At 66.7% G+C, this 18,980-nt stretch carries 16 protein-coding genes and 1 tRNA gene; 5 read left to right on the top strand and 12 right to left on the bottom strand.

Annotation, left to right across the window (positions count from 1 at the left end):
* Nucleotides 1-62: 62 nt before the first annotated feature.
* Nucleotides 63-638: an NADPH-dependent FMN reductase gene (locus ACWA1Q_RS01685; RefSeq protein WP_463758992.1), complete on the top strand. Its 576-nt coding sequence runs from the start codon at nucleotides 63-65 to the stop codon at nucleotides 636-638.
* Between the two features lie 78 nt (nucleotides 639-716).
* Here ACWA1Q_RS01685 and ACWA1Q_RS01680 read toward each other — a convergent pair whose 3' ends face one another.
* From ACWA1Q_RS01680 to ACWA1Q_RS01665, 4 genes are all read right to left on the bottom strand, one after another.
* Nucleotides 717-2,180, bottom strand: a complete 1,464-nt coding sequence (locus ACWA1Q_RS01680) for a protein adenylyltransferase SelO (RefSeq protein WP_463758991.1) — start codon at nucleotides 2,178-2,180, stop codon at nucleotides 717-719.
* A 97-nt stretch (nucleotides 2,181-2,277) separates the two neighbouring features.
* On the bottom strand, nucleotides 2,278-2,658 hold the full coding sequence (locus tag ACWA1Q_RS01675; RefSeq protein ID WP_463758990.1) for a hypothetical protein: 381 nt from the start codon (nucleotides 2,656-2,658) through the stop codon (nucleotides 2,278-2,280).
* Between the two features lie 110 nt (nucleotides 2,659-2,768).
* Nucleotides 2,769-2,850 (bottom strand) — tRNA-Tyr (locus ACWA1Q_RS01670).
* 87 nt (nucleotides 2,851-2,937) lie between these two features.
* Complete coding sequence (locus tag ACWA1Q_RS01665; RefSeq protein ID WP_463758988.1) at nucleotides 2,938-3,834, bottom strand: carbohydrate kinase family protein; 897 nt, start codon at nucleotides 3,832-3,834, stop codon at nucleotides 2,938-2,940.
* 145 nt (nucleotides 3,835-3,979) lie between these two features.
* Here ACWA1Q_RS01665 and ACWA1Q_RS01660 point away from each other — a divergent pair, with 145 nt between their 5' ends.
* The 3 genes from ACWA1Q_RS01660 (at nucleotide 3,980) to ACWA1Q_RS01650 (ending at nucleotide 6,518) form a co-directional block, all read left to right on the top strand.
* Nucleotides 3,980-4,996: a LacI family DNA-binding transcriptional regulator gene (locus tag ACWA1Q_RS01660; RefSeq protein ID WP_463758986.1), complete on the top strand. Its 1,017-nt coding sequence runs from the start codon at nucleotides 3,980-3,982 to the stop codon at nucleotides 4,994-4,996.
* A gap of 47 nt (nucleotides 4,997-5,043) precedes the next feature.
* On the top strand, nucleotides 5,044-5,532 hold the full coding sequence (locus tag ACWA1Q_RS01655) for a YajQ family cyclic di-GMP-binding protein (RefSeq protein WP_463758985.1): 489 nt from the start codon (nucleotides 5,044-5,046) through the stop codon (nucleotides 5,530-5,532).
* A 71-nt stretch (nucleotides 5,533-5,603) separates the two neighbouring features.
* A complete protein-coding gene (locus ACWA1Q_RS01650; RefSeq protein ID WP_463758984.1) occupies nucleotides 5,604-6,518 on the top strand; it encodes an NAD-dependent epimerase/dehydratase family protein in 915 nt (304 codons plus the stop codon).
* Nucleotides 6,519-6,585: 67 nt separating this feature from the next.
* Here ACWA1Q_RS01650 and ACWA1Q_RS01645 read toward each other — a convergent pair whose 3' ends face one another.
* The 7 genes from ACWA1Q_RS01645 to gabT all read right to left on the bottom strand — a co-directional run bounded on the left by ACWA1Q_RS01645 (nucleotide 6,586) and on the right by gabT (nucleotide 16,187).
* Entirely contained in the window at nucleotides 6,586-7,869 is a 1,284-nt protein-coding gene (locus tag ACWA1Q_RS01645) for an APC family permease (RefSeq protein WP_463758982.1), read from the bottom strand.
* A 109-nt stretch (nucleotides 7,870-7,978) separates the two neighbouring features.
* Nucleotides 7,979-9,520, bottom strand: coding sequence for an APC family permease (locus ACWA1Q_RS01640; RefSeq protein ID WP_463758981.1), 1,542 nt, complete (start codon nucleotides 9,518-9,520; stop codon nucleotides 7,979-7,981).
* 4 nt (nucleotides 9,521-9,524) lie between these two features.
* Nucleotides 9,525-10,403, bottom strand: coding sequence for a universal stress protein (locus tag ACWA1Q_RS01635; RefSeq protein WP_463758979.1), 879 nt, complete (start codon nucleotides 10,401-10,403; stop codon nucleotides 9,525-9,527).
* Between the two features lie 64 nt (nucleotides 10,404-10,467).
* Nucleotides 10,468-11,826: a flavin monoamine oxidase family protein gene (locus ACWA1Q_RS01630; RefSeq protein ID WP_463758978.1), complete on the bottom strand. Its 1,359-nt coding sequence runs from the start codon at nucleotides 11,824-11,826 to the stop codon at nucleotides 10,468-10,470.
* Nucleotides 11,827-11,914: 88 nt separating this feature from the next.
* Nucleotides 11,915-13,354 (bottom strand): gamma-aminobutyraldehyde dehydrogenase, encoded by a 1,440-nt coding sequence (locus ACWA1Q_RS01625; RefSeq protein ID WP_463758976.1) that lies wholly within the window; start codon nucleotides 13,352-13,354, stop codon nucleotides 11,915-11,917.
* 32 nt (nucleotides 13,355-13,386) lie between these two features.
* Nucleotides 13,387-14,841, bottom strand: a complete 1,455-nt coding sequence (locus tag ACWA1Q_RS01620) for an NAD-dependent succinate-semialdehyde dehydrogenase (RefSeq protein ID WP_463758975.1) — start codon at nucleotides 14,839-14,841, stop codon at nucleotides 13,387-13,389.
* Nucleotides 14,838-16,187, bottom strand: a complete 1,350-nt coding sequence (gene gabT, locus ACWA1Q_RS01615; RefSeq protein WP_463758974.1) for a 4-aminobutyrate--2-oxoglutarate transaminase — start codon at nucleotides 16,185-16,187, stop codon at nucleotides 14,838-14,840. Before gabT ends, ACWA1Q_RS01620 begins: the two co-directional genes overlap by 4 nt.
* A 125-nt stretch (nucleotides 16,188-16,312) precedes the next feature.
* Between gabT and ACWA1Q_RS01610 the strand changes: the two genes are divergently transcribed.
* Nucleotides 16,313-17,869 carry a PucR family transcriptional regulator gene (locus ACWA1Q_RS01610; RefSeq protein WP_463758972.1) on the top strand — a complete coding sequence of 519 codons (1,557 nt, stop codon included), beginning with the start codon at nucleotides 16,313-16,315 and terminating at the stop codon, nucleotides 17,867-17,869.
* Between the two features lie 91 nt (nucleotides 17,870-17,960).
* On the opposite strand, the gene ACWA1Q_RS01605 is transcribed toward ACWA1Q_RS01610, so the two are convergent.
* Nucleotides 17,961-18,974 carry an alpha/beta hydrolase gene (locus tag ACWA1Q_RS01605; RefSeq protein WP_463758971.1) on the bottom strand — a complete coding sequence of 338 codons (1,014 nt, stop codon included), beginning with the start codon at nucleotides 18,972-18,974 and terminating at the stop codon, nucleotides 17,961-17,963.
* Between the last annotated feature and the right edge of the window lie 6 nt (nucleotides 18,975-18,980).

Here is an 18,980-nt window from a genome sequence, read left to right as displayed (position 1 = left end):
TCAAAGTGCGTCAGACTCATACTGTCAGACTAATTGACACATCAACTACAGGAAAGGTCTTCATGACTAAGATCGCCATTGTCACCGGAAGCACCCGTCCAGGCCGCGTCAACCGCGGCGTTGCCGAGTGGGTTCTCGCCCAGGCGCAGCTGCGCTCGGACGCAGAATTCGAACTGGTCGACATTGCGGACTTCAACCTGCCGCTGCTCGACGAGGCGTATCCCGCCGCGTACCAGAACTACACGAACGACCACACCAAGGTCTGGTCGGCCAAGGTCTCCGAATTCGACGGCTACGTGTTCATCACCGGCGAGTACAACCACACGGTCACCCCGGCGCTCACCAACGCGCTGTCGTACCTGAACGCCGAGTTCAACAACAAGGCCGCCGGCATTGTCAGCTACGGCTCCGCCATGGGCGTCCGTGCCGCCGAGCACCTCCGCGGCGTCCTGTCCGAGCTGCAGATGGCCCATGTCCAGAAGACCGGCATGTTCAGCCTCTTCACCGACTTCGAGAACTTCAGCACCTTCGCACCGACCGAGCTGTCGGCCGCGACCCTCGCTCCGGTTCTCGACCAGCTCGTGCCGTGGGCCAAGGCCCTCGAAGCCGTTCGCGAAGGCGCACTCGTCTCAGCGTAATATCGCTTCCTCCGACAGGGTGTCCCGCTTCAGCGGGGCACCCTGTCGCCGTTAATGCCAGCGACCCCGGCACTCCAGTCAGGTTCCGCAGTAGGTCCGGTATGCCCCGAAGGTGTCAGGAGCCGGGGCAGCGTAGCGCTCGAGCCCGGGGCGTTCCTCGTAGGGGTCGGTCAGTGCTTCGAGGAGGCGTTGGACCGGGCTCAGGTCGCCCTGGTTCGCCGAGGCGAGGGCCTCCTCGACGAGGTGGTTCCGTGGGATGTATACGGGGTTGGTGCTCTCCATGACATCGGCGTCCGGCTCCAGCGCGAGCCAGCGTTCGGTCCAGCTGTCGATGGCGGCGTGGTTGAGAAAGAGATCGCGTACCGGGCCCGGGTTCCCGCGTGCAGCAGCACCGAGGCGGCGGAAGAACGAGGTGTAGTCGATCAAGTTCTCCTGGAGCACAGCGATCAGGTCACCGACGAGGGGCGAAATCACCTCGTCATCGAGCTCGCCAGACAGACCGAGCTTTCGGTTCATGCCCTGAACCCATTCGGCGCTGTAGCGCTTGCGGAAGACCTCGAGCGCCTCTACCGCACGATCGACCGCCTGATCCTGATCGTCGTGAATAAGCGGGAGAAGAGTCTCCGCGAGCCGGGCAAGGTTCCATTCCGCGATGACCGGCTGCATCCCGTAGGCGTAACGCCCGCCATGGTCGATTGAACTGTAAACAGTGGCCGGATCGAACGTATCCATGAACGCACACGGACCGTAGTCGATGGTCTCACCCGAGATCGTCATGTTGTCGGTGTTCATCACCCCGTGCACAAAACCCACGAGCATCCATTGGGCGACCAGCGAGGCCTGGGCCGTAGCTACCCCGTGGAACAGTGCGAGATAGGGATTCTCCGCTCCAGCGGCATCCGGATAGTGACGCGCGATCGCGTGGTCGGCCAGGCGACGAAGAAGTGCGAGGTCGCCCGTGGCTCTGGCGTACTGGAAGCTGCCGACGCGCAGATGGCTGCTCGCCACGCGAGCGAGAACCGCCCCGGGCAGGAGGGTTTCGCGCTGCACTGAGTGACCCGTCGCGACGACGGCGAGGGATCGGGTGGTCGGGATCCCCAACGCATGCATCGACTCGCTGATGAGGTATTCCCGCAGCATGGGCCCGACGGCGGCCAGCCCGTCTCCACCGCGCGCGAATGGGGTTCGCCCGGATCCTTTGAGATGAAGATCACGGATCTGGCCGTCAGCGCCCGACAGCTCCCCCAGGAGCAGCGCACGCCCGTCACCGAGCCGCGGGGAGTAACCGCCGAACTGGTGCCCGGCGTACGCCTGCGCCACCGGACTTGCCCCGCTGGGAACGAGGTTGCCGACGAGCATCCGGATTCCGTCGGGACTCCGCAGGTCGTCAGCGTCCATGCCCAGCTCGGCCGCGAGGGGCTCATTGAGCAGGAGCAGCTGCGGGTCCGGCGCGTTTTCGGCCCGCCAGGCAATCGCCATCTCGGGGAGCTCTTCGGCGAATTGTTTGCCGAGAATGACGGCAATCTGCTGTGCGGTACTCATGGGGTCGAGGGTACCCGCGACATCAGGGCATGACCATAACGTTGGCCGTGAATTACGGACCCGCGGGAAAGCAGTTCCCTACGTGAATCCGGGGGAATCAGCGCTCGCCGATCGCGCCTGACTTCTTCGCTCGTCGTGCCGCGACGAAGGAACGCACGCCGAGACCGATGTACGCCAGCAGGAGGACAAACGTGATGGCGCTGACGATGACCGCCAGCGGGCGCTCCGCTGTTCCGGCGAACACCTCGCCGATCTGAACGACGTTCATCGCTGTGCCAGCAAGGCCGATGAGGGCGACGACGAGCGCGATGTGAACCCCGAGCTTGGGTTTGCGCAGGGCGACGAGTCCACAAATCAGCAGGATGGCGCCGAGGATCGAGGGGATCAACGCGGTCCAGCTGGCAAAGTCGGTGGCCGCATAGCTGACCACGCCCAGCACAATCAGGATTCCGCCGAGGATGAGGGTGATCCGGGCCATGTTTCGCTCTCCTTCTGGCGCAGGGCGCCTAATAGAAAAGCCCCGACCGAGGCCGGGGCTTTTTCTCTTTTCTTCGAGCGACAAAATGTCCGTCGCTATCGATAGTGCTGTGGCGAGTGAGGGATTCGAACCCCCGAATGCTGAGCAGTCTGATTTACAGTCAGATCCCTTTGGCCGCTTGGGTAACTCGCCAGACGCTCCCGACCGACTTGTACAGACAACCGAAGGCGCTTGAAAATAGTACTCTGTGGCGGTCGATTTCTGCGAATCGGCGGGCCCTCAGAGCACGGGAGGCAACTGCAGGAGCGCCCCTTCTGACCGGCAGGTGTGCGCGGCGATGAGCATCGCGTCGTCGAGAAGCCGTCCCCACTCCACGTCACCAGCAGGAACACCCTCGAGAACGAGCGTGCGAACGGCCGCCGCGAGCGTCGCATCCCCCGCTCCCATCGTGTCGATCACCGGGCCGGGCAGGTCCGTGATCGGCCGCGTCACCGTTCCTGTCGGGGTGACAACGGATGCTCCACCTCGGCCGGCCGTCGCCAGGACATTCGCGGTTCCTGCCTGCCTCAACCGATCGACGAGCTGGCCCAGCCCGACGCCGTACAGCAGCTCGGCATCCTCATCGCCGACCTTGCAGAGAAGAGAGGTCGACGCGAGGCGTTCGAAGTTGGAGACGAACTGCGCGGCGTCGTGCAGCATGCCAGCGCGGGGGTTCGGATCGATGACGAGTCGCCGGGACGGGTTCGCCACCGCATCTTCGAGAGCTGCTGACTGCTCGTCATCGTCGAAGGGGAAGCAGCTGACGACGACGAGCCTGGCGTCGGCGATCGCGAGCCGTTCCTCGTCGCCGAACCCGATCCTGCGCTGCCTCGCGGCCTGGTTGAAGCTGTAGGTCGGTTCGCCCTCGCTGCGGTCGCTCGTCGCGCGCGAAGAGCCGAGGAGCGACGGCGTTGCAATGAGCTCAACGCCGTACTGGTCGAGGAATTCGCGGATCCGCTCACCATCGGCGTCGTCGCCGACCATGGCGAGGAGCGTGGTCGGAACGCCAAGCCGAGACAGCCCGACAGCCACGTTGAGCGCGGCGCCGCCGACGAACTCGCGGCTCCCACCGGCATCCCGCAATTCATCGATGAGGGCGTCACCGATCACGACAACCCGTTCGTCTTCCCTGTGCATGAATGCCCCTCTCGTCCGGTACCGAGGTTCCCACATCGGGATGCTCCGGCGCCACCGCGCTCGAGACCCCGGCGCCCCGCTCTCCTGACCGCGGCGCCCTCGCTAAGCTGACTCGAGCATTCACTTGGCAGGTCGGAAGGGTCCCATGGCGGGCATCGAAGAGGTCGCACGTCGCGCGGGCGTCTCGACGGCGACGGTATCGCGAGCGTTGAGCGGCCGTGGCTATGTGTCTGAGACCACTCGCCAGAAGGTCACCACCGCCGCTGCCGAGCTCGACTACGTCGTCTCGTCGAACGCCTCGAGCCTCGCCTCCGGCCGCACCCGGAACGTCGGGGTCGTCGTTCCGTTCCTCAACCACTGGTTCTTCGCGTCGGTGATCGAGGGGGCGGAGAGCGCGCTCTTGCGCCAGGGATACGACCTCACGCTCTACAACCTCACCGGCGGCGGAGAAGCACGCCAGAGTGTCTTCGACCACTTCCTCCTGCGCCAGCGCGTCGACGCCGTGATCGCGATCGGCCTCGAACTGACTGAGGCCGAAGTGTCGAGCCTGCACGCGATGGGCAAACCACTTATCGGCGTCGGCGGCCCGATCCCCGGCGTGCTCAGCCTCACCATGGATGACGTCGCCGTCACCCGGCTCGCCACCGAGCACCTCCTCGCACTCGGCCACACTCGCATTGCGCACATCGGCGGCGGCAAAGAGTTCGACCTCGACTTCCACCTCCCCAGCCATCGCCGCACGGGCTACGAGGACGCACTGCGGGATGCCGGCGCACCGGTCGATCCCGCTCTGTTCCGCCCCGCGGACTTCACCCTGCCCGGGGGCTATGAAGCCACAAAACAGCTGCTCGGCAGCCCGCACAACCGGCCGACGGCGATCGTCGCGGCATCCGATGAGATGGCGATCGGAAGCATCCTCGCCGCGCGCGATCTCGGGCTCACCGTGCCAGGAGACCTCTCTGTTGTCGGAATCGACGACCACCAGCTCGCGTCATTTTTCGGGCTGACGACGGTCGCCCAGTTCCCGATCAGACAGGGAGAACACGCCGTCGAGGCGCTCATGCAATTGCTTGAGCCTTCACACGGCGAACCGTCGAGCGCAGACGTGCCACTGCCGTACGAGCTCATCGTGCGGTCATCGACGTCGCGCCCGGCTGAGTGAAGCTCAGCGCCTGCCCCTTCGGCCGCGGAAAGCTCTAGGCTGGGGCCATGGCTGATTCATCGTTTGACGTGGTTTCAAAGGTCGACAAGATGGAGGCGGACAACGCCCTCCACCAGGCGCACAAGGAGATCGAACAGCGTTACGACTTCAAGGGCACCGGAGCATCCATCGCCCAGTCCGGCGAGAAGATCCTCATGAAGGCGAACAGCGAGGAGCGCGTGAAGGCGATCCTCGACGTGTTCCAGTCGAAGCTCATCAAGCGCGGCATCTCATTGAAGAGCCTCGACGCCGGGGAGCCGTATGCGAGTGGTAAGGAATACCGCATCGAAGCGGAGCTCAAAGATGGAATCTCGCAGGAGAACGCGAAGAAGATCAACAAGATCATCCGCGACGAAGGCCCCAAGGGCGTCAAGAGCCAGATCCAGGGCGACGAACTGCGCGTGCAGTCCAAGAGCCGCGACGATCTCCAGTCGGTCATCGCGCTGCTCAAGGGCAAGGATCTCGATCTCGACCTGCAGTTCATCAACTTCCGCTGATCTCGCGAACATACCGGTAGCTCCTCCACGCCGATAGGCTTCGCGCAGAAGCGCTAACGGTTGGAGTCCGGATGAGTGTTCTTGTTCTCGGTGCCGGCCCGGTGGGGTCGACCGCCACCGCGGCGTTTCTCGAGCGCGGGACCGATGTTTCCGTGGGCACCCGGTCGGGGACCCCGGTTTCCGGCGCCGCCACCGTGCGCGTCGACGCCTCGGACGCCGATGCGCTGACTCGCGCCGCCGACGGTCACTCGACGATCGTCGTGTGCACCAATCCGCCTTATGCCCGGTGGCGCACCGAGTGGCCGCCGATCATCGACGCCGTCGTGCGGGCCGCCCGTGCGACGCACGCGGACATCGTGATGGTCGGGAACCTCTACTCGTACGGAAAAGCGACGATGCCGATGACGGAACGCTCACCGGAGCATCCCGCCGACTCGAAGGGCGAGGTGCGGCGCGACCTGTGGGCGACACTGCGCCGGGCGACCGAGCGCGGTGAGGTGCGCGCCGTCGAGGTGCGGGCGAGCGACTACTTCGGCCCGGGAGCGGGCGCGGACGCGCACCTCGGCACCCGGTTCTTCGAGCCGATCCTCGCGGGCAAACGCTCGGCGGCGATCGGGGATCCCGCGCTGCCCCACAGCTGGGCGTACCTTCCCGACCTCGCGAGCACGCTCGTCGCCGCGGCCGAATACACCGGGGACTGGGGCCGGATCTGGCACGTGCCTGCCGCCACCGACCTCAGCCGCACCCAGATCTGCCGGCAGGTGAACGACCGCTTCGGCGTTTGGGGCTCGGTCTCGGCCCTGCCGTCCTGGCTCATCAGGGGAATCGGACTCGCCAGCCCGATGATGCGCGAGGTTGCGGCCTCGAGCTACCAATTCCGGATGCCGTTCCTCTCGGATGCGTCGGAGACGGAGCGCGAACTCGGCGCCAGGGCCACGGACTGGAACACGGCCCTCGACGCTACCGTGGCGTTTTACCGCCGGTAGCAGGGTCGAGAGTTGCCCGGTCTCGCGGGTGTTCGCGCGCCAACACCCGCAAGACCGGGCAACTCGATCACGCGACCCCGCGGCGAACGAGCAGGCGGCCGCCGAGCCCGACGGCGAGGACCGCGACACCCACGCCGATGCCGAGCGGAGGGAGCGTCGCGACGAGGACGAGGCAGCCGGCCATGCCGAGCACCTGCAGCCACCGGGGGAAACGCCGCATCGGCGCATCCTGCCCGAAGGCGGCGAGGTTGGCGACGAAGTAGTAGAGCAGCACCCCGAATGACGAGAACGCGATAGCCCCACGGAGGTCGGCGACGAGCACGACCGTGATCACGATCGCACCGAGCAGGAGTTCTGCCCGGTGCGGCACATGGTAACGCGGATGCACCGCCGCGAGAACGCGGGGCAGGTCGCCCTCGCGCGCCATCGCGAGGCTCGTCCTGCCGATGCCGGCGATGAGGGCGAGCAGAGCTCCGAGCGAGGCAGCTGCCGCACCGACCTGGACGACCGGTGCGGTCCAGTCCCAGCCGCCCGCCGTCGCGACATCGACGAGGGGTGCCGCCGACGCCGCAAGCTGCTGCGGACCAATCGTGCGCAGGGAGACCACGGCTACGACGGCGTAGATCGCGACGACGATCGCGAGGGCGGTGAGGATGGCGCGGGGGATGGTCCGCGCTGGGTCGCGTACTTCCTCCCCCATGGTGGCGATGCGCGCGTACCCGGCGAACGCGAAGAACAACAGGCCGGCGGACTGCAGGATGCCGTAGAGGCCCGCGTCGAACAGCCCTGGCGCGAGCGACCACGTGCCTGCGGTCGTGCCCGCCGACACTCCGACGCCTGACCCCGGAGCGGCCGCCAGCCCGGCAGCGACGACGATCGCGAGAACGAGCAGGGAGACGACGACGAGCATCCGGGTGAGAGAGGCGGTCCGGGTCACCCCGAAGTAGTTGACGATCACGAGCGCGGCGACGGCGAGCGCGGCGACGGGTTTCTCCCAGCCGACCGGTGCGGCGTAGGCGGCGAAGGTGAGTGCCATGGCCGCACAACTCGCGGTCTTGCCGATCACGAAGCTCCACCCGGCCGCGAACCCCCACCACTCGCCGAGACGCTCGCGCCCGTACAGGTAGGTGCCACCGGACGACGGGTACTGGGCGGCGAGCTGGGCCGACGCGGTCGCATTGCAGTAGGCGATGATCGCGGCGAGAAGGAGCCCGACGAGCAGACCCCAGCCCGCTGCGGCAGCCGCGGGAGCGAACGCCGCGAAGACCCCGGCACCGATCATCGACCCCAAACCGATGACGACGGCGTCGCCGAGTCCCAGCCGCCGGGAGAGTGAGGGATGTTGCGTCACAGCCCCCACTCAACCACAACGAGGTAAACGGCAGGATTTCCCGAGTTGCCGGGTTTCGCGGGTGTTCGCGCGGACGCACCCACGAAACCCGGCAACTCGAAGACTCAGATCACACCGGCAGCTCGTCGAGCGCGTCGTCTTCCTTTCCGTCGGAGACCCCGCGCTCGAGCGTCTGGCCGCGGAAGAAGGCCGGCCGGCGGATCGCCTGGATGATCATGATGACCACGCCGGAGATGATGACGACCATGCCGAGGATGAAGACGAGGCCGACGCCGGCAATGTTGGATCCTGAACCGTACTCGGGGTCCATGCTGTCGGTGATCGTCGTGAAGAACAGCACGGCGAGGATGATGCCACCGATGAGCGGGAACAACAGCTGGAAGAAGACGTTCCGCGCCGAGGCGAACAGCTGCCTCCGGAAGTACCAGACCGTCGCGAACGCCGTGATCCCGTAGTAGAAGCAGATCATCATGCCGAGCGCTGTGATGGTGTCCCAGAGAACGTCCTCGGAGATGAAACGCATGACCGCGTAGAAGGTGGATGCCACGACGCTCGACACGATCGTCGCGTAGCCCGGGGTGAGGAACCGCGGGCTGACCTTCGCGAACTTCTTCGGCAGGGCGCCGTAGTGCCCCATCGCGAGCAGCGTGCGTGCGGGAGACACGAAGGTGGACTGCAGCGACGCCGCCGAACTCGAGAGCACGGCGATCGACACGAGGATCGCGAGCGGCCCGAGCACGGGTCCAGCGAGGGCGAAGAACACGTTGCCCTGGATGTCCTCGTTGCCGAGCCCGAACTCTCCTTCACCGATACCGGCGAAGCTGATCGACGCTGTGGCGATGAGCAGGTACAGCACGACGATGATGAGAACGGTGAGGGTGGCAGCGCGGCCAGGGGTGGACCTGGAACCCTTCGTCTCCTCGTTCATCGTGAGAGTGACATCCCAGCCCCAGAAGATGAAGATTGACAGCGAGAGCCCGGCGGCGAAGGAGCTGAACGACTCGACGGCAAACGGGTTGAACCAGTCGAGGCTGATCGGAACCGCATCGAACGCCGTGCCGTTGGAGACATGGACGAACGCGACGATGCCGAAGATCAACAGCACGATCACCTGGAACCCGACGAGCACGTACTGGACTTTCTGGGTCGTCTGCATGTCGCGATACGAGATCGCCGTCGCACCGAGCATGAAGGCGAGACACGTGACGACGTTGATCACCGGGTTGAGCGCGAGGTTCGCGATGTCGGGGTTGTTCACGATCTGCGCGAGCATCAGGTAGAAGAAGTCCACCGCGATACCGGCGAGGTTCGAGAGCACGAGGATCGTCGCGGCGATGAGGCCCCATCCGGCCATCCAGCCGATCCACGGGCCGAAGGCGCGCGTCGCCCAGGTGAACGAGGTTCCGCTGTCGGGCATCGCGCGGTTGAGTTCGCGGTAGCCGAAGGCGACGAGAAGCATCGGGATGAAGCCGACGAGGATGATGGCCGGCACCTGCAGGCCGACCTCGGAGACGGTTGGGCCGAGGGCCGCCGTCATCGTGTAGGCGGGCGCAATACAGGAGATGCCGATGACGATGGCGCCGAGCAGGCCCACCGATCCGGCGCTGAGCCCCTTCTTCGAGAGCCCGCGGTCGGATTTCGTTGTGCTCATGATGTCAGTCCTCAAGGGTCAGAACGGAGTCCCGCGGGACGACGATCATTGGGACGGGTAGTTCGCGCAGCATCTTTGCTGCTGTCGTGCCCAGGAAGATGTGGCGGGGTGTGGCGAGGCGACTCGACCCGACGAAGAGGACCTCTTCGGGTTCCCAGTCGATCGAGGTGACAGCATCCTCGACACGATTTCCGGATGCCGTCAGCACGGCAACGTCGATGTCCTTCGGCAGGTGGTCGGCCGCGTAGGTCAGCACCTTTTCCGCGTGCGTCGCGGCACGTTCCGCCACCTCCGGAGGCGTCGACATGTCGTCCATGTCGAGTGTGACGAGGGAGAGGAGGCGGAGCGGAACGTGGGCCTGGCGCGCGATCAACACCGCGGCATCCAGCAGTTCACTCGCACCGGCACGCGTGCCGAGGGCGCAACTGATCCGGGTGATGCCGTTGAGGCCGATCGTCGAGCCCGAGCCGTCGGGGGCGAGGGCGACGGGCACAACGGCTGAGTGGAGGAGCGCGCTCGCAACACTGCCAATGGTGGCGCGGCCGAGCAGGCCGCCTCGGGCGGCTCCGACGACGATCATCGAGCCCTCGAGATCGCGGCTGACGTCGAGAAGCCCCCGGGCGAACGACTCGGCGTAGACGATGTGACCCTCAGACGGAACATCCCTCGGGACGACCGCCGCGGCATCCCGAAGCCACCCTTGCGCGGTCTCGTGCAGGAACCGTTCGTAGCCCGCGTCTGACGGAACGAGCGTCGGGCGCGCTTCGCTCCGGAGGACGATGACGATGTCGAGACTCGCCCCCATGGAACGGGCGAGCCGGACCCCCAGCGCGAGCGCATCCGCGCCGGCGGGGGTGTCGGTGTAACCAACGATGTAACGCATAGGCGGTTCTCCAGTGAGGGTCGGGCTAGGGCGGGACGGTTTCGGGTCGGGGGCGGGATTCGGCTCAGGCCGAGTGTCTGGCGAGGATCATGGCGGCGGTTTCGCGGCCGACGCGGATCGCGCCGTCGACGTGCTGGTATCCCTCGGCGGCGAGGTCGCTGCATGACCAGTGGATCGGCCCGACCGGTGTGCGCTGGTCGGCGCCGTACCGGGCGAGTCCACCCATGTCGAAGCTCGCGGCGTACGCGCCGCGCGTCCATTCCTCCGAAGCCCAGTCGCTCTCGTAGTACACGACCGGGTGCATGGCCTGCTCGCCGAAGTAGTGCGACAGCGACGTGAGGATCGCCTCACGACGTTCCTCGGCCGACAGCGCGAACACCGCATCGGCCTTCTTGTCGCTCACGAAACCGACGAGGGTGCCACGCGGGTCGTCGTAGTTGGTGTTGTCGTAGGCCTCGTGCACGATCTCGTACGGGCTGAACGACGTGCCCGACAGACCGGCGTCGCGCCAGAACGGGGTCTCATAGACGGCGTGCACCTTGATCACGAAACCGAGCGACATGTGCTGGTGCATCTGCTGCTGGCGGCGCGGCAACGGCGGCTGGAAGTCGATGCGTGAGTACAGGTTCGGCGGAACGGCAACGATCGCGTGGCGGGCGTGCACGGTCATTCCGTCAGCGGATGCCGTGACTCCGGTCTCGCTCCACGCCAGGCGGCGTACCGGCTGGCTCAGGAACACGTCCTCCCCCAGTTTTTCGGCGAGCAGCAGCGGAACCTGCTGGAGGCCACCGATGACGCGCTTGTCGAGGATGAAGTCGGCGTCGACAAGGTTGGAGAAGCTCCCTGCGGATGCCGCCATCAGGATCGCCTGCAGCGCACTGAAGGAGTGGGCCGGCTTGGTGATCATGGCCTCGGCGATGAAGAGCGCGATGTTGTCGCGCGCCTCGATGTCGTCGGTCTGGCTTTCGAGCCACTCGAGCCAGGTCACGGAGTCGAGTTCCTCGGCCATCGCGTGAGCCCACGGTGCCTTCGGACCGATGTCGGCGACGAGGGCGTCGAGCACGGCGATGAGGCGCTCCATCTCGCGCTGCGTCGACGCCTTGACCGGGAACAGCTCGCCGGTGAACCGGGTCAGGTCCCCGATGGCGTTGATGTACACGCTGTCACCCTCGCGGTACCGCGAGTACGTCTCGAGACCGAGCTCGGCGAGCGTCTCGATGAGCGCATCCTGGTCAGGAGACACCCATTGGCCGCCGATCTCGAGCGTCGCACCCTCGATGTCGTTCGTCCACAGCCGGCCACCGACCCGGTCGCGCGCTTCGAGCACGGCGACGCTGAGGCCCGCCTTGCGCAGGGCGGTTGCGGCGGTGAGGCCGGATGCCCCGGCACCGATGATGACGACGTCGCGTTGCAGTTCGGTCACGGGGTTCTCCTCGTTGTCATTCGCTGATCGAGCAGGTCGCCTGCGGCCGTATCGGGATCGCCTTTCTGGCTACTCGCGTGAACGTCGTTCACGCGAGGCTCGACATGACGTGCTTGATGCGGGTGTAGTCCTCGAGCCCGTACGACGAGAGGTCCTTGCCGTAGCCGGACATCTTGAATCCGCCGTGCGGCATCTCGGCGGCCAGCAGGATGTGAGTGTTGATCCACACCGCACCGAAGTCGAGGTCGCGGGAGACCCGGAGGGCTGTGCCGTGGTCGGTAGTCCAGACGCTCGAGGCGAGGGCGTACTGAACGTCGTTCGCGAGCTCGATCGCCTCTTCTTCGGTCGAGAACGTCTGCACGGTGAGAACCGGGCCGAACGTTTCCTCCTGCACGCAGGCATCCACCTGGTTCACGCCGGTGATGACGGTCGGGGCGAAGTAGAAGCCCTTCTCGCCGACCCGGTGGCCGCCGGTGACGACCTTGGCGTGGTCGGGCAGCGCGTCGATGACGCTCGACACCTTCTCGAAGTGGGAGGCGTTGTTGAGCGGGCCGTAATAGGCGTCGGGGTCCTCGGCATCGCCCGTCCTGGTCGCTTCCGCAGCCGCGACGAGAGCATCGACGAACTTGTCGTGGATCGACTCGTGCACGAGCACGCGGGTGACGGCGGTGCAGTCCTGGCCGGCGTTGAAGTATCCCGCTCCAGCGATCCCCTCGGCCGTCGCCTCGACATCGGCGTCGGCGAAGACGATGGCGGGGGCCTTCCCGCCGAGTTCGAGGTGAGCGCGGTGCAGGTTCTTCGCAGCGGATGCCGCGACCGCCATTCCAGCGCGCACGGAACCGGTGATCGAGACGAGCCCCGGCACCGGATGTTCGGTCATCGCCTGGCCGGTGGACCCGTCGCCGAGGACCACGTTGAGCACACCGTCCGGAAGGATCCCGTGGCTGAGCCGGGCGAGCACGAGGGTTGACTCGGGGGTGGTGTCGCTCGGCTTGAGCACGACGGTGTTTCCGGCGGCGAGGGCCGGGGCGATCTTCCAGATTGCCATCATGAGCGGGTAGTTCCACGGGGTCACCTGGGCGACGACGCCGATCGGTTCGCGGCGGACCCACGAGGTGTGATCCTCGAGGTACTCCCCCGCGCTCTTGCCCTCGAGCACGCGGGCAGCGCCGGCGAAGAACCGCAGGTGGTCGGCGCCCGTCATTACCTCTTCGACCCGGATCGTCTCTCGTGGCTGGCCGGTGTTGCGGTGCTGGGCCTCGACGAGCTCATCGGCGTTCGTCTCCATGGCGTCGGCGAGGTCGAGGAGCATGCGCTGGCGCTGCCCCGGTGTGGTGCGTTTCCACGTGCGGAACGCCGCCTTCGCCGCGTCGAACGCCGCATTCACATCCTCGGCCGTCGAGATCGGTGACCGGGCGACGACCTCGCCCGAGCCCGGGTTGACGACGTCGAGCGTGTCGCCGGGTGAGGCGTCGACGAACTGGCCGCCGATGTAGTTCTGGAGGGTGCTGAGTGTGGTCAACGTCATTGTTCTGTCCTTTTCTGCCGAGGAACCGAAGCTCAGGAGGCCGGCGTCATGGTGTATTTGGTCGAGAGGTACTCGTGGATTCCTTCGAAGCCACCCTCCCGGCCGATCCCGGATTGCTTGACGCCACCGAATGGGGCGGCAGCGTTCGAGATGACGCCCACGTTGAGCCCCATCATTCCGGTCTGGAGTTTGTCGATCATCCGTTGTCCGCGGGCGATGTCCTGTGTGAAGACGTAGCTCACGAGACCGTACTCCGTGTCGTTCGCGAGCCTTACGGCATCCGCTTCGTCGTCGAACGGAACGATCGCGAGGACCGGGCCGAAGATCTCCTCGCGGAGGATGTTCGAGCCCTTCTTCACATCGGTGAGAACGGTCGGTTCGTAGAAGCTACCGTCGCGATCGACAGCTGAGCCACCGGTGAGCAGCGTCGCGCCCTTCGACACGGCGTCGTCGACGAGTTCGGTCGCCTTGGTGACAGCTCGGTCATCGATGAGTGGGCCGATGGTGACGCCGTCTTCGGTGCCGCGACCGATACCGAAGGCCTTCACGCGCTCGGTCACGCGGCGGGCGAACTCGTCCGCGATCGAGGAGTGCACAATGAAGCGGTTCGCCGCGGTGCAGGCCTGGCCGACGTTGCGGAACTTCGCCGCGATCGCGCCGTCGACCGCGGCGTCGAGGTTCGCGTCTTCGAAGACGACGAACGGGGCGTTCCCGCCGAGCTCCATCGACGTGCGCAGCACGTTCTTCGCTGACTGCTCGATGAGTTTCTGGCCGACCGGGGTCGATCCGGTGAAGCTCAGCTTGCGCAGGCGCGAGTCGTTGAGGAGCGGTTCGGTGACGGCACCCGACGACGAGGTCGTGATGACGTTCACCACGCCTGCGGGGAGACCAGCGTCTTCGAGCAGCTTCGCGAAGTAGAGCGTGGTCAGCGGGGTGAGCGATGCGGGCTTGATGATGACGGTGCAGCCGGCGGCGAGCGCCGGCGCGATCTTGCGGGTGGCCATCGCGAGCGGGAAGTTCCACGGGGTGATCAGGTAGCTGGGCCCGACAGGGTGCTGCGACACCGTCATGCGCCCGGTGCCCTCGGGGTTGACGCCGTAGCGACCGGTGATCCGTACGGCTTCCTCGCTGAACCAGCGGAGGAATTCGCCGCCGTAGGTCACTTCGCCGTTCGACTCGCTGAGCGGCTTGCCCATCTCGAGCGTCATCAGGAGCGCGAACTCGTCACGGCGCTCCTGCATGAGGTCGAAGGCCTTACGCAGAATGTTCGAGCGGGTGCGCGGGGCTGTCGCCGCCCAGTCGTCCTGCGCGGCGACGGCTGCGTCGAGCGCGGCAGTGGCATCGTCGGCGGACGCGTCGGCGATCGACGTGAGGACCGCACCGGTCGACGGGTCCGTCACGTCGATCCGTTTCTCGGTCTGGCGCCATTCGCCGCCGATGAAGAGTCCGGTGGGGACTTTCGCGATCAGTTCCTTCTCGGTGGTCATGCGTTCTCCAATGCGGTCAGGACGATGTCGATGCCCTCGGTGAGCAGCTGGTCGGGAATGGACAGGGGTGGCAGGAAGCGGATGACGTTGCCGTACGTTCCGCAGGTGAGCACGATGACGCCCTCCGCGTGGCACGCTTTCGCGATCCGGCCGGTCAGCGCGGCATCCGGTTCGTTGGTGTCGGGGTCGACGAACTCGACGGCCATCATCGCGCCGCGGCCCCGGATGTCTCCGATGCGGGCGTCGGTCTTCTGCGCTTCGGCGAATCGCGCCTGGATGGTGTCGCCGATGCGGCGTGCCGCTCCGGCGAGGTCGTCCTCTTCATAGGTTTCGATCGCGGCGAGGGCTGCGGCACACGCGAGCGGGTTGCCGCCGTAGGTACCGCCGAGGCCGCCGGCGTGGGTGGCGTCGAGGATCTCGGCGCGCCCGGTGATGGCCGACAGCGGCAGACCGCCGGCGATGCCCTTGGCTGTGACGACGATGTCGGGCACGATTCCTTCGTGCGCGCTCGCGAACATCTCGCCGGTGCGGGCGAACCCGGTCTGGACTTCGTCGGCGATGAAGACGACGTCATTGGCACGGGCCCACTCGACGAGGGCAGGAAGGAAGCCATCGGCCGGGACGATGAACCCGCCCTCGCCCTGGATCGGCTCGAGGATGATGGCGGCGAGGTTCGCGGCGCCGATCTGCTTTTCCATCATCGAGATGGCCCGCCTGGCGGCTTCAGGTCCGCTCAGCCCGTCGCGGAACGGGTACGACATCGGGGCCCGGTAGATCTCCGAGGCGAACGGACCGAAGCCGCTCTTGTACGGCATCGACTTGGCGGTGAGCGCCATCGTGAGGTTGGTGCGTCCGTGATACGCGTGGTCGAACGCGACGACGGCCGACTTGCCCGTGTAGCTGCGGGCGACCTTGATGGCGTTTTCGACGGCCTCAGCACCGGAGTTGAACAGGGCACTGCGCTTCTCGTGGTCGCCGGGGGTGAGCCGGTTGAGCGCTTCGGCGACCTCGACGTACGAGTCGTAGGGGGTAATCATGAAGCACGTGTGGGTGAACGCAGCGACCTGTGCCTGCACGGCTTCGACGACACGGGGTGCGCTGTTGCCGACTCCGGTCACAGCGATGCCCGAGCCCAGGTCGATGAACGAGTTTCCGTCGACGTCGACAACGACGCCGCCACCGGCTGCCTGGGCGAAGACCGGCATCGTGGTTCCGACAGCGGATGCGACGGCTCGCGTCTTGCGCGCCATCAGCTCTCGCGAGCGTGGCCCGGGAATCGCGGTCACGATCCGGCGTTCCTGGGCGAGGGTCGGCCCTCCGGTTGCGGTCGTCAGGGTGGTGGGCATCGGTGCAATCTCCTTCGGGGCTGTGCTTGCCACACTAAGAGCAACTCCACCAAACAGTAACCTGACGAATTGTCCACGCCAGGCCAGTTCTTTCGCCAGTCTGTCAAAGCGCGTACGGTGGGCGCATGCAACCAACCGTCTCCCGGCTGCTCGGCACCCGCGCGCTCGACCTGAGGCTCCTGGCCGGTGGCGGGTCCGAGAGGCTGACAGCACCGGTCTCGTGGATCCACAGCTCCGACCTGCCTGACCCAACACCGTTTCTCGACGCGGGCCAGGTCGTTCTCACCACAGGAACGCAGTTCGGCGCGGATTCGGCGGCCGGGGGCGATATCGACGCTTACGTCGACCGCCTCGTCGGGCACGGCATCGTGGGTGTTGGCTTCGGTACCGAGGTCATCCGCGAAGGAACACCACCCGAACTCACCGCCGCGTGCGAGCGCGCCGGGCTCCCGCTTTTCGAAGTGCCGTACCGGGTGCCGTTCATCGCCGTCATCCGCGAGACGGCGGACCTGCTCGCTGCGGCCGCGCACGCCCGGGATACCTGGGCGCTCAACGCCCAGCGGGCCATCTCGTTCGCGGCGCTCCGGCCGGATGCCCTGGCTGCGATTCTCAAGGAACTGTCGCGGCAGATGCGCCGGTTCGTGGCCCTCGTCGACACCCGCGGGACGTTTGCACTGAGCTTCGATGAAGCATCCGCCGTTCCGGATCTGGCCGACGAGGCCGCCCGGTCACGGGTGCTTCAGGAAGCGGAACGGCTCATCGGCCGCGGCCAGCGCTCGAGTTCGACCATGGCGGTGGGCACCGGACGGGTCACCCTGCAGACGCTCGGGCGCCGTGGCGCGCTGCGTGGCGTTCTCGTTGTTGCCGGCGAGAGCCCACTGGATTCGGCCGACCAGACCGTCGTGACGAGTGTCGTTGCCCTGACCGGCCTCGCTCTCGAGCAGAACCGGGAGCTGACGCGGGCGCGAGCCCGCTTGCGCAGCGGACTGTTCCAGACCCTGCTCGAGGGAAACGTCGCGCTCGTCGGGCGGATCGTCCGCCAGATGGGCGGCGCGCTTCCCGCCGAGCCGGTGAGCTTTCTCGCGCTCGCTCCGGCAACCGGTGCGCGTGATGCCCTCGTCAGCGAACTCGAGGCACGCGACGCGGAGTTCTCCGGCACCCTCTTTTTCGCCGCGAGCGACGGGCGCGTGATTGTCGCCGTTTCCGCAACGGATGCCACGCAGCTCGCGACAGAACTGGGTTCCCTCTCGTCCCTCCCGGTCGGGATCTCCGAGCCGCTCAGGTGGAGCGAAACAGCGACGGGGGCGAACCAGGCCGCGCAAGCGCTCGCGCGGGCGACGCGCGCCGAAACGGGCAGCGGCGACGCGGCATCCGTCGTCGCCTTCTCCGAGGTCGCGGAACGCGGCATCGCCGCCCTTCTCCCGCACGCCGACGCCGCGGAGATCGCGCGGACACTGCTCAGGCCGGTGCGGGAGTACGACGCAGCCAACAGCACGGACCTCATCGGCGACACCCGCGTGTGGCTGGAACACCACGGCCAGTGGGACCCGGCCGCTCGAGCCCTCGGGATCCACCGGCACACCCTCCGCAACCGCATCTCGGTCGTGGAGAAGCTGACAGCGGCCCCTCTCACGACGGTCGAGGCGCGGACCAATCTGTGGCTGGCGCTGCAACTCGACTGAGCGTCGCGTCGATCGGGCCCAAAGGGCGATAGCTGCAGACTACGGATTACCCTTGTGGACCGATCGATGCGAGCACGACCGACGGATGCCGTCAGTCGAGGTACGCGGACGCCCAGCGCGCGATCTCGGCGTACGCCGCCGCGCGCACCGCTGGCCTGGAGAGCAGCACGTCGTGGAGCGCCCCCTCGATGCGCGTGACGGTCACCGTCGGAGCAAGCTTGAGCGAGTGCTTGGCGATGTCGTCGACGACGAGAACGATGTCGCTCGACAGCATCTCGGGTGTCCAGGTCGCCGACAGGGTGGAGCGGGCAGACACGAGGCTCAGCACCGGAGCGGTGATCGAGAGTCCTTCGTCGACGCGGGCGTGCCCGGCGAGAACTGCGGCGAGCCAGGCCGGGTGCGCCGGAAACCCGCGGGCCGGACGCCAGTCGGTGTTGTACTCCCACTCCCCGTCCATCGCCTTCGACACCGCACGGCTGTAGAAGCCGAGGTCGACGTTCGGCAATTGAGCGCGAGGGTCGATCCTGGCACCGATGTTGGCGAGCGGCGCGATCGCACGTCGAGCGATCGCGCCGGCCTGGAATTCGAGCCATGGGCTGTTGAGCACGAGGGCATCGACACGACCCGGATGCCGGTCGGCCCACAGGCTGAGCGTGAGCGCGCCGGTGGAATGCCCCATGAGAAGCAGCCGGCGTGACCCGTCTTCGCTGTCCGGCCCGTGGCCCATCACGGTGAGCGCCGCCTCGAGGTCTTCGTCGTACACGTCGAGACTCGCCGCGTACCCGGGTGTCTGTTCCGGGAGCAGACTGCGCCCGTACTTGCGCAGGTCGAGAGCGAAGAACCGGGCGCCGCGTTCCTCCCAGAACTGGGCCAGCTCGGTCTGGAAGAAGTAGTCGGACCAGCCGTGAACGTAGAGCACGTCCCACCCTGCAGCGTCGGCGAACGCGGTGCGCAAACCGGCGAATCGCGTGGGGCGCCGACGCACGAGCGTTGCGACGACCTCACCTTGCCAATCGTCCTTCAACGGCAGGGTGAGCGATTCGAACGGGGATCCCAGGATGTCGGGGACCCACCGTCCGCCGCTCACGTTCGGGACGGCGGCCACCGGATG

It is taken from the genome of Mycetocola sp. TRD_SC_2 (assembly GCF_055361225.1).
The sequence above is the reverse complement of the archived record's forward strand: the minus strand, read 5'-3'. Positions and strand labels throughout refer to the sequence as shown.

Excerpts from the sequence above, each read along its gene's own strand:
- gabT (WP_463758974.1), bottom strand. The coding sequence starts at position 16,187 with ATGCCCACCACCCTGACGACCGCAACCGGAGGGCCGACCCTCGCCCAG.
- ACWA1Q_RS01655 (WP_463758985.1), top strand. The coding sequence starts at position 5,044 with ATGGCTGATTCATCGTTTGACGTGGTTTCAAAGGTCGACAAGATGGAG.
- ACWA1Q_RS01680 (WP_463758991.1), bottom strand. The coding sequence starts at position 2,180 with ATGAGTACCGCACAGCAGATTGCCGTCATTCTCGGCAAACAATTCGCC.
- ACWA1Q_RS01675 (WP_463758990.1), bottom strand. The coding sequence starts at position 2,658 with ATGGCCCGGATCACCCTCATCCTCGGCGGAATCCTGATTGTGCTGGGC.
- ACWA1Q_RS01610 (WP_463758972.1), top strand. The coding sequence starts at position 16,313 with ATGCAACCAACCGTCTCCCGGCTGCTCGGCACCCGCGCGCTCGACCTG.
- ACWA1Q_RS01640 (WP_463758981.1), bottom strand. The coding sequence starts at position 9,520 with ATGAGCACAACGAAATCCGACCGCGGGCTCTCGAAGAAGGGGCTCAGC.
- ACWA1Q_RS01620 (WP_463758975.1), bottom strand. The coding sequence starts at position 14,841 with ATGACCACCGAGAAGGAACTGATCGCGAAAGTCCCCACCGGACTCTTC.
- ACWA1Q_RS01665 (WP_463758988.1), bottom strand. The coding sequence starts at position 3,834 with ATGCACAGGGAAGACGAACGGGTTGTCGTGATCGGTGACGCCCTCATC.
- ACWA1Q_RS01660 (WP_463758986.1), top strand. The coding sequence starts at position 3,980 with ATGGCGGGCATCGAAGAGGTCGCACGTCGCGCGGGCGTCTCGACGGCG.
- ACWA1Q_RS01685 (WP_463758992.1), top strand. The coding sequence starts at position 63 with ATGACTAAGATCGCCATTGTCACCGGAAGCACCCGTCCAGGCCGCGTC.
- ACWA1Q_RS01635 (WP_463758979.1), bottom strand. The coding sequence starts at position 10,403 with ATGCGTTACATCGTTGGTTACACCGACACCCCCGCCGGCGCGGATGCG.
- ACWA1Q_RS01650 (WP_463758984.1), top strand. The coding sequence starts at position 5,604 with ATGAGTGTTCTTGTTCTCGGTGCCGGCCCGGTGGGGTCGACCGCCACC.
- ACWA1Q_RS01625 (WP_463758976.1), bottom strand. The coding sequence starts at position 13,354 with ATGACGTTGACCACACTCAGCACCCTCCAGAACTACATCGGCGGCCAG.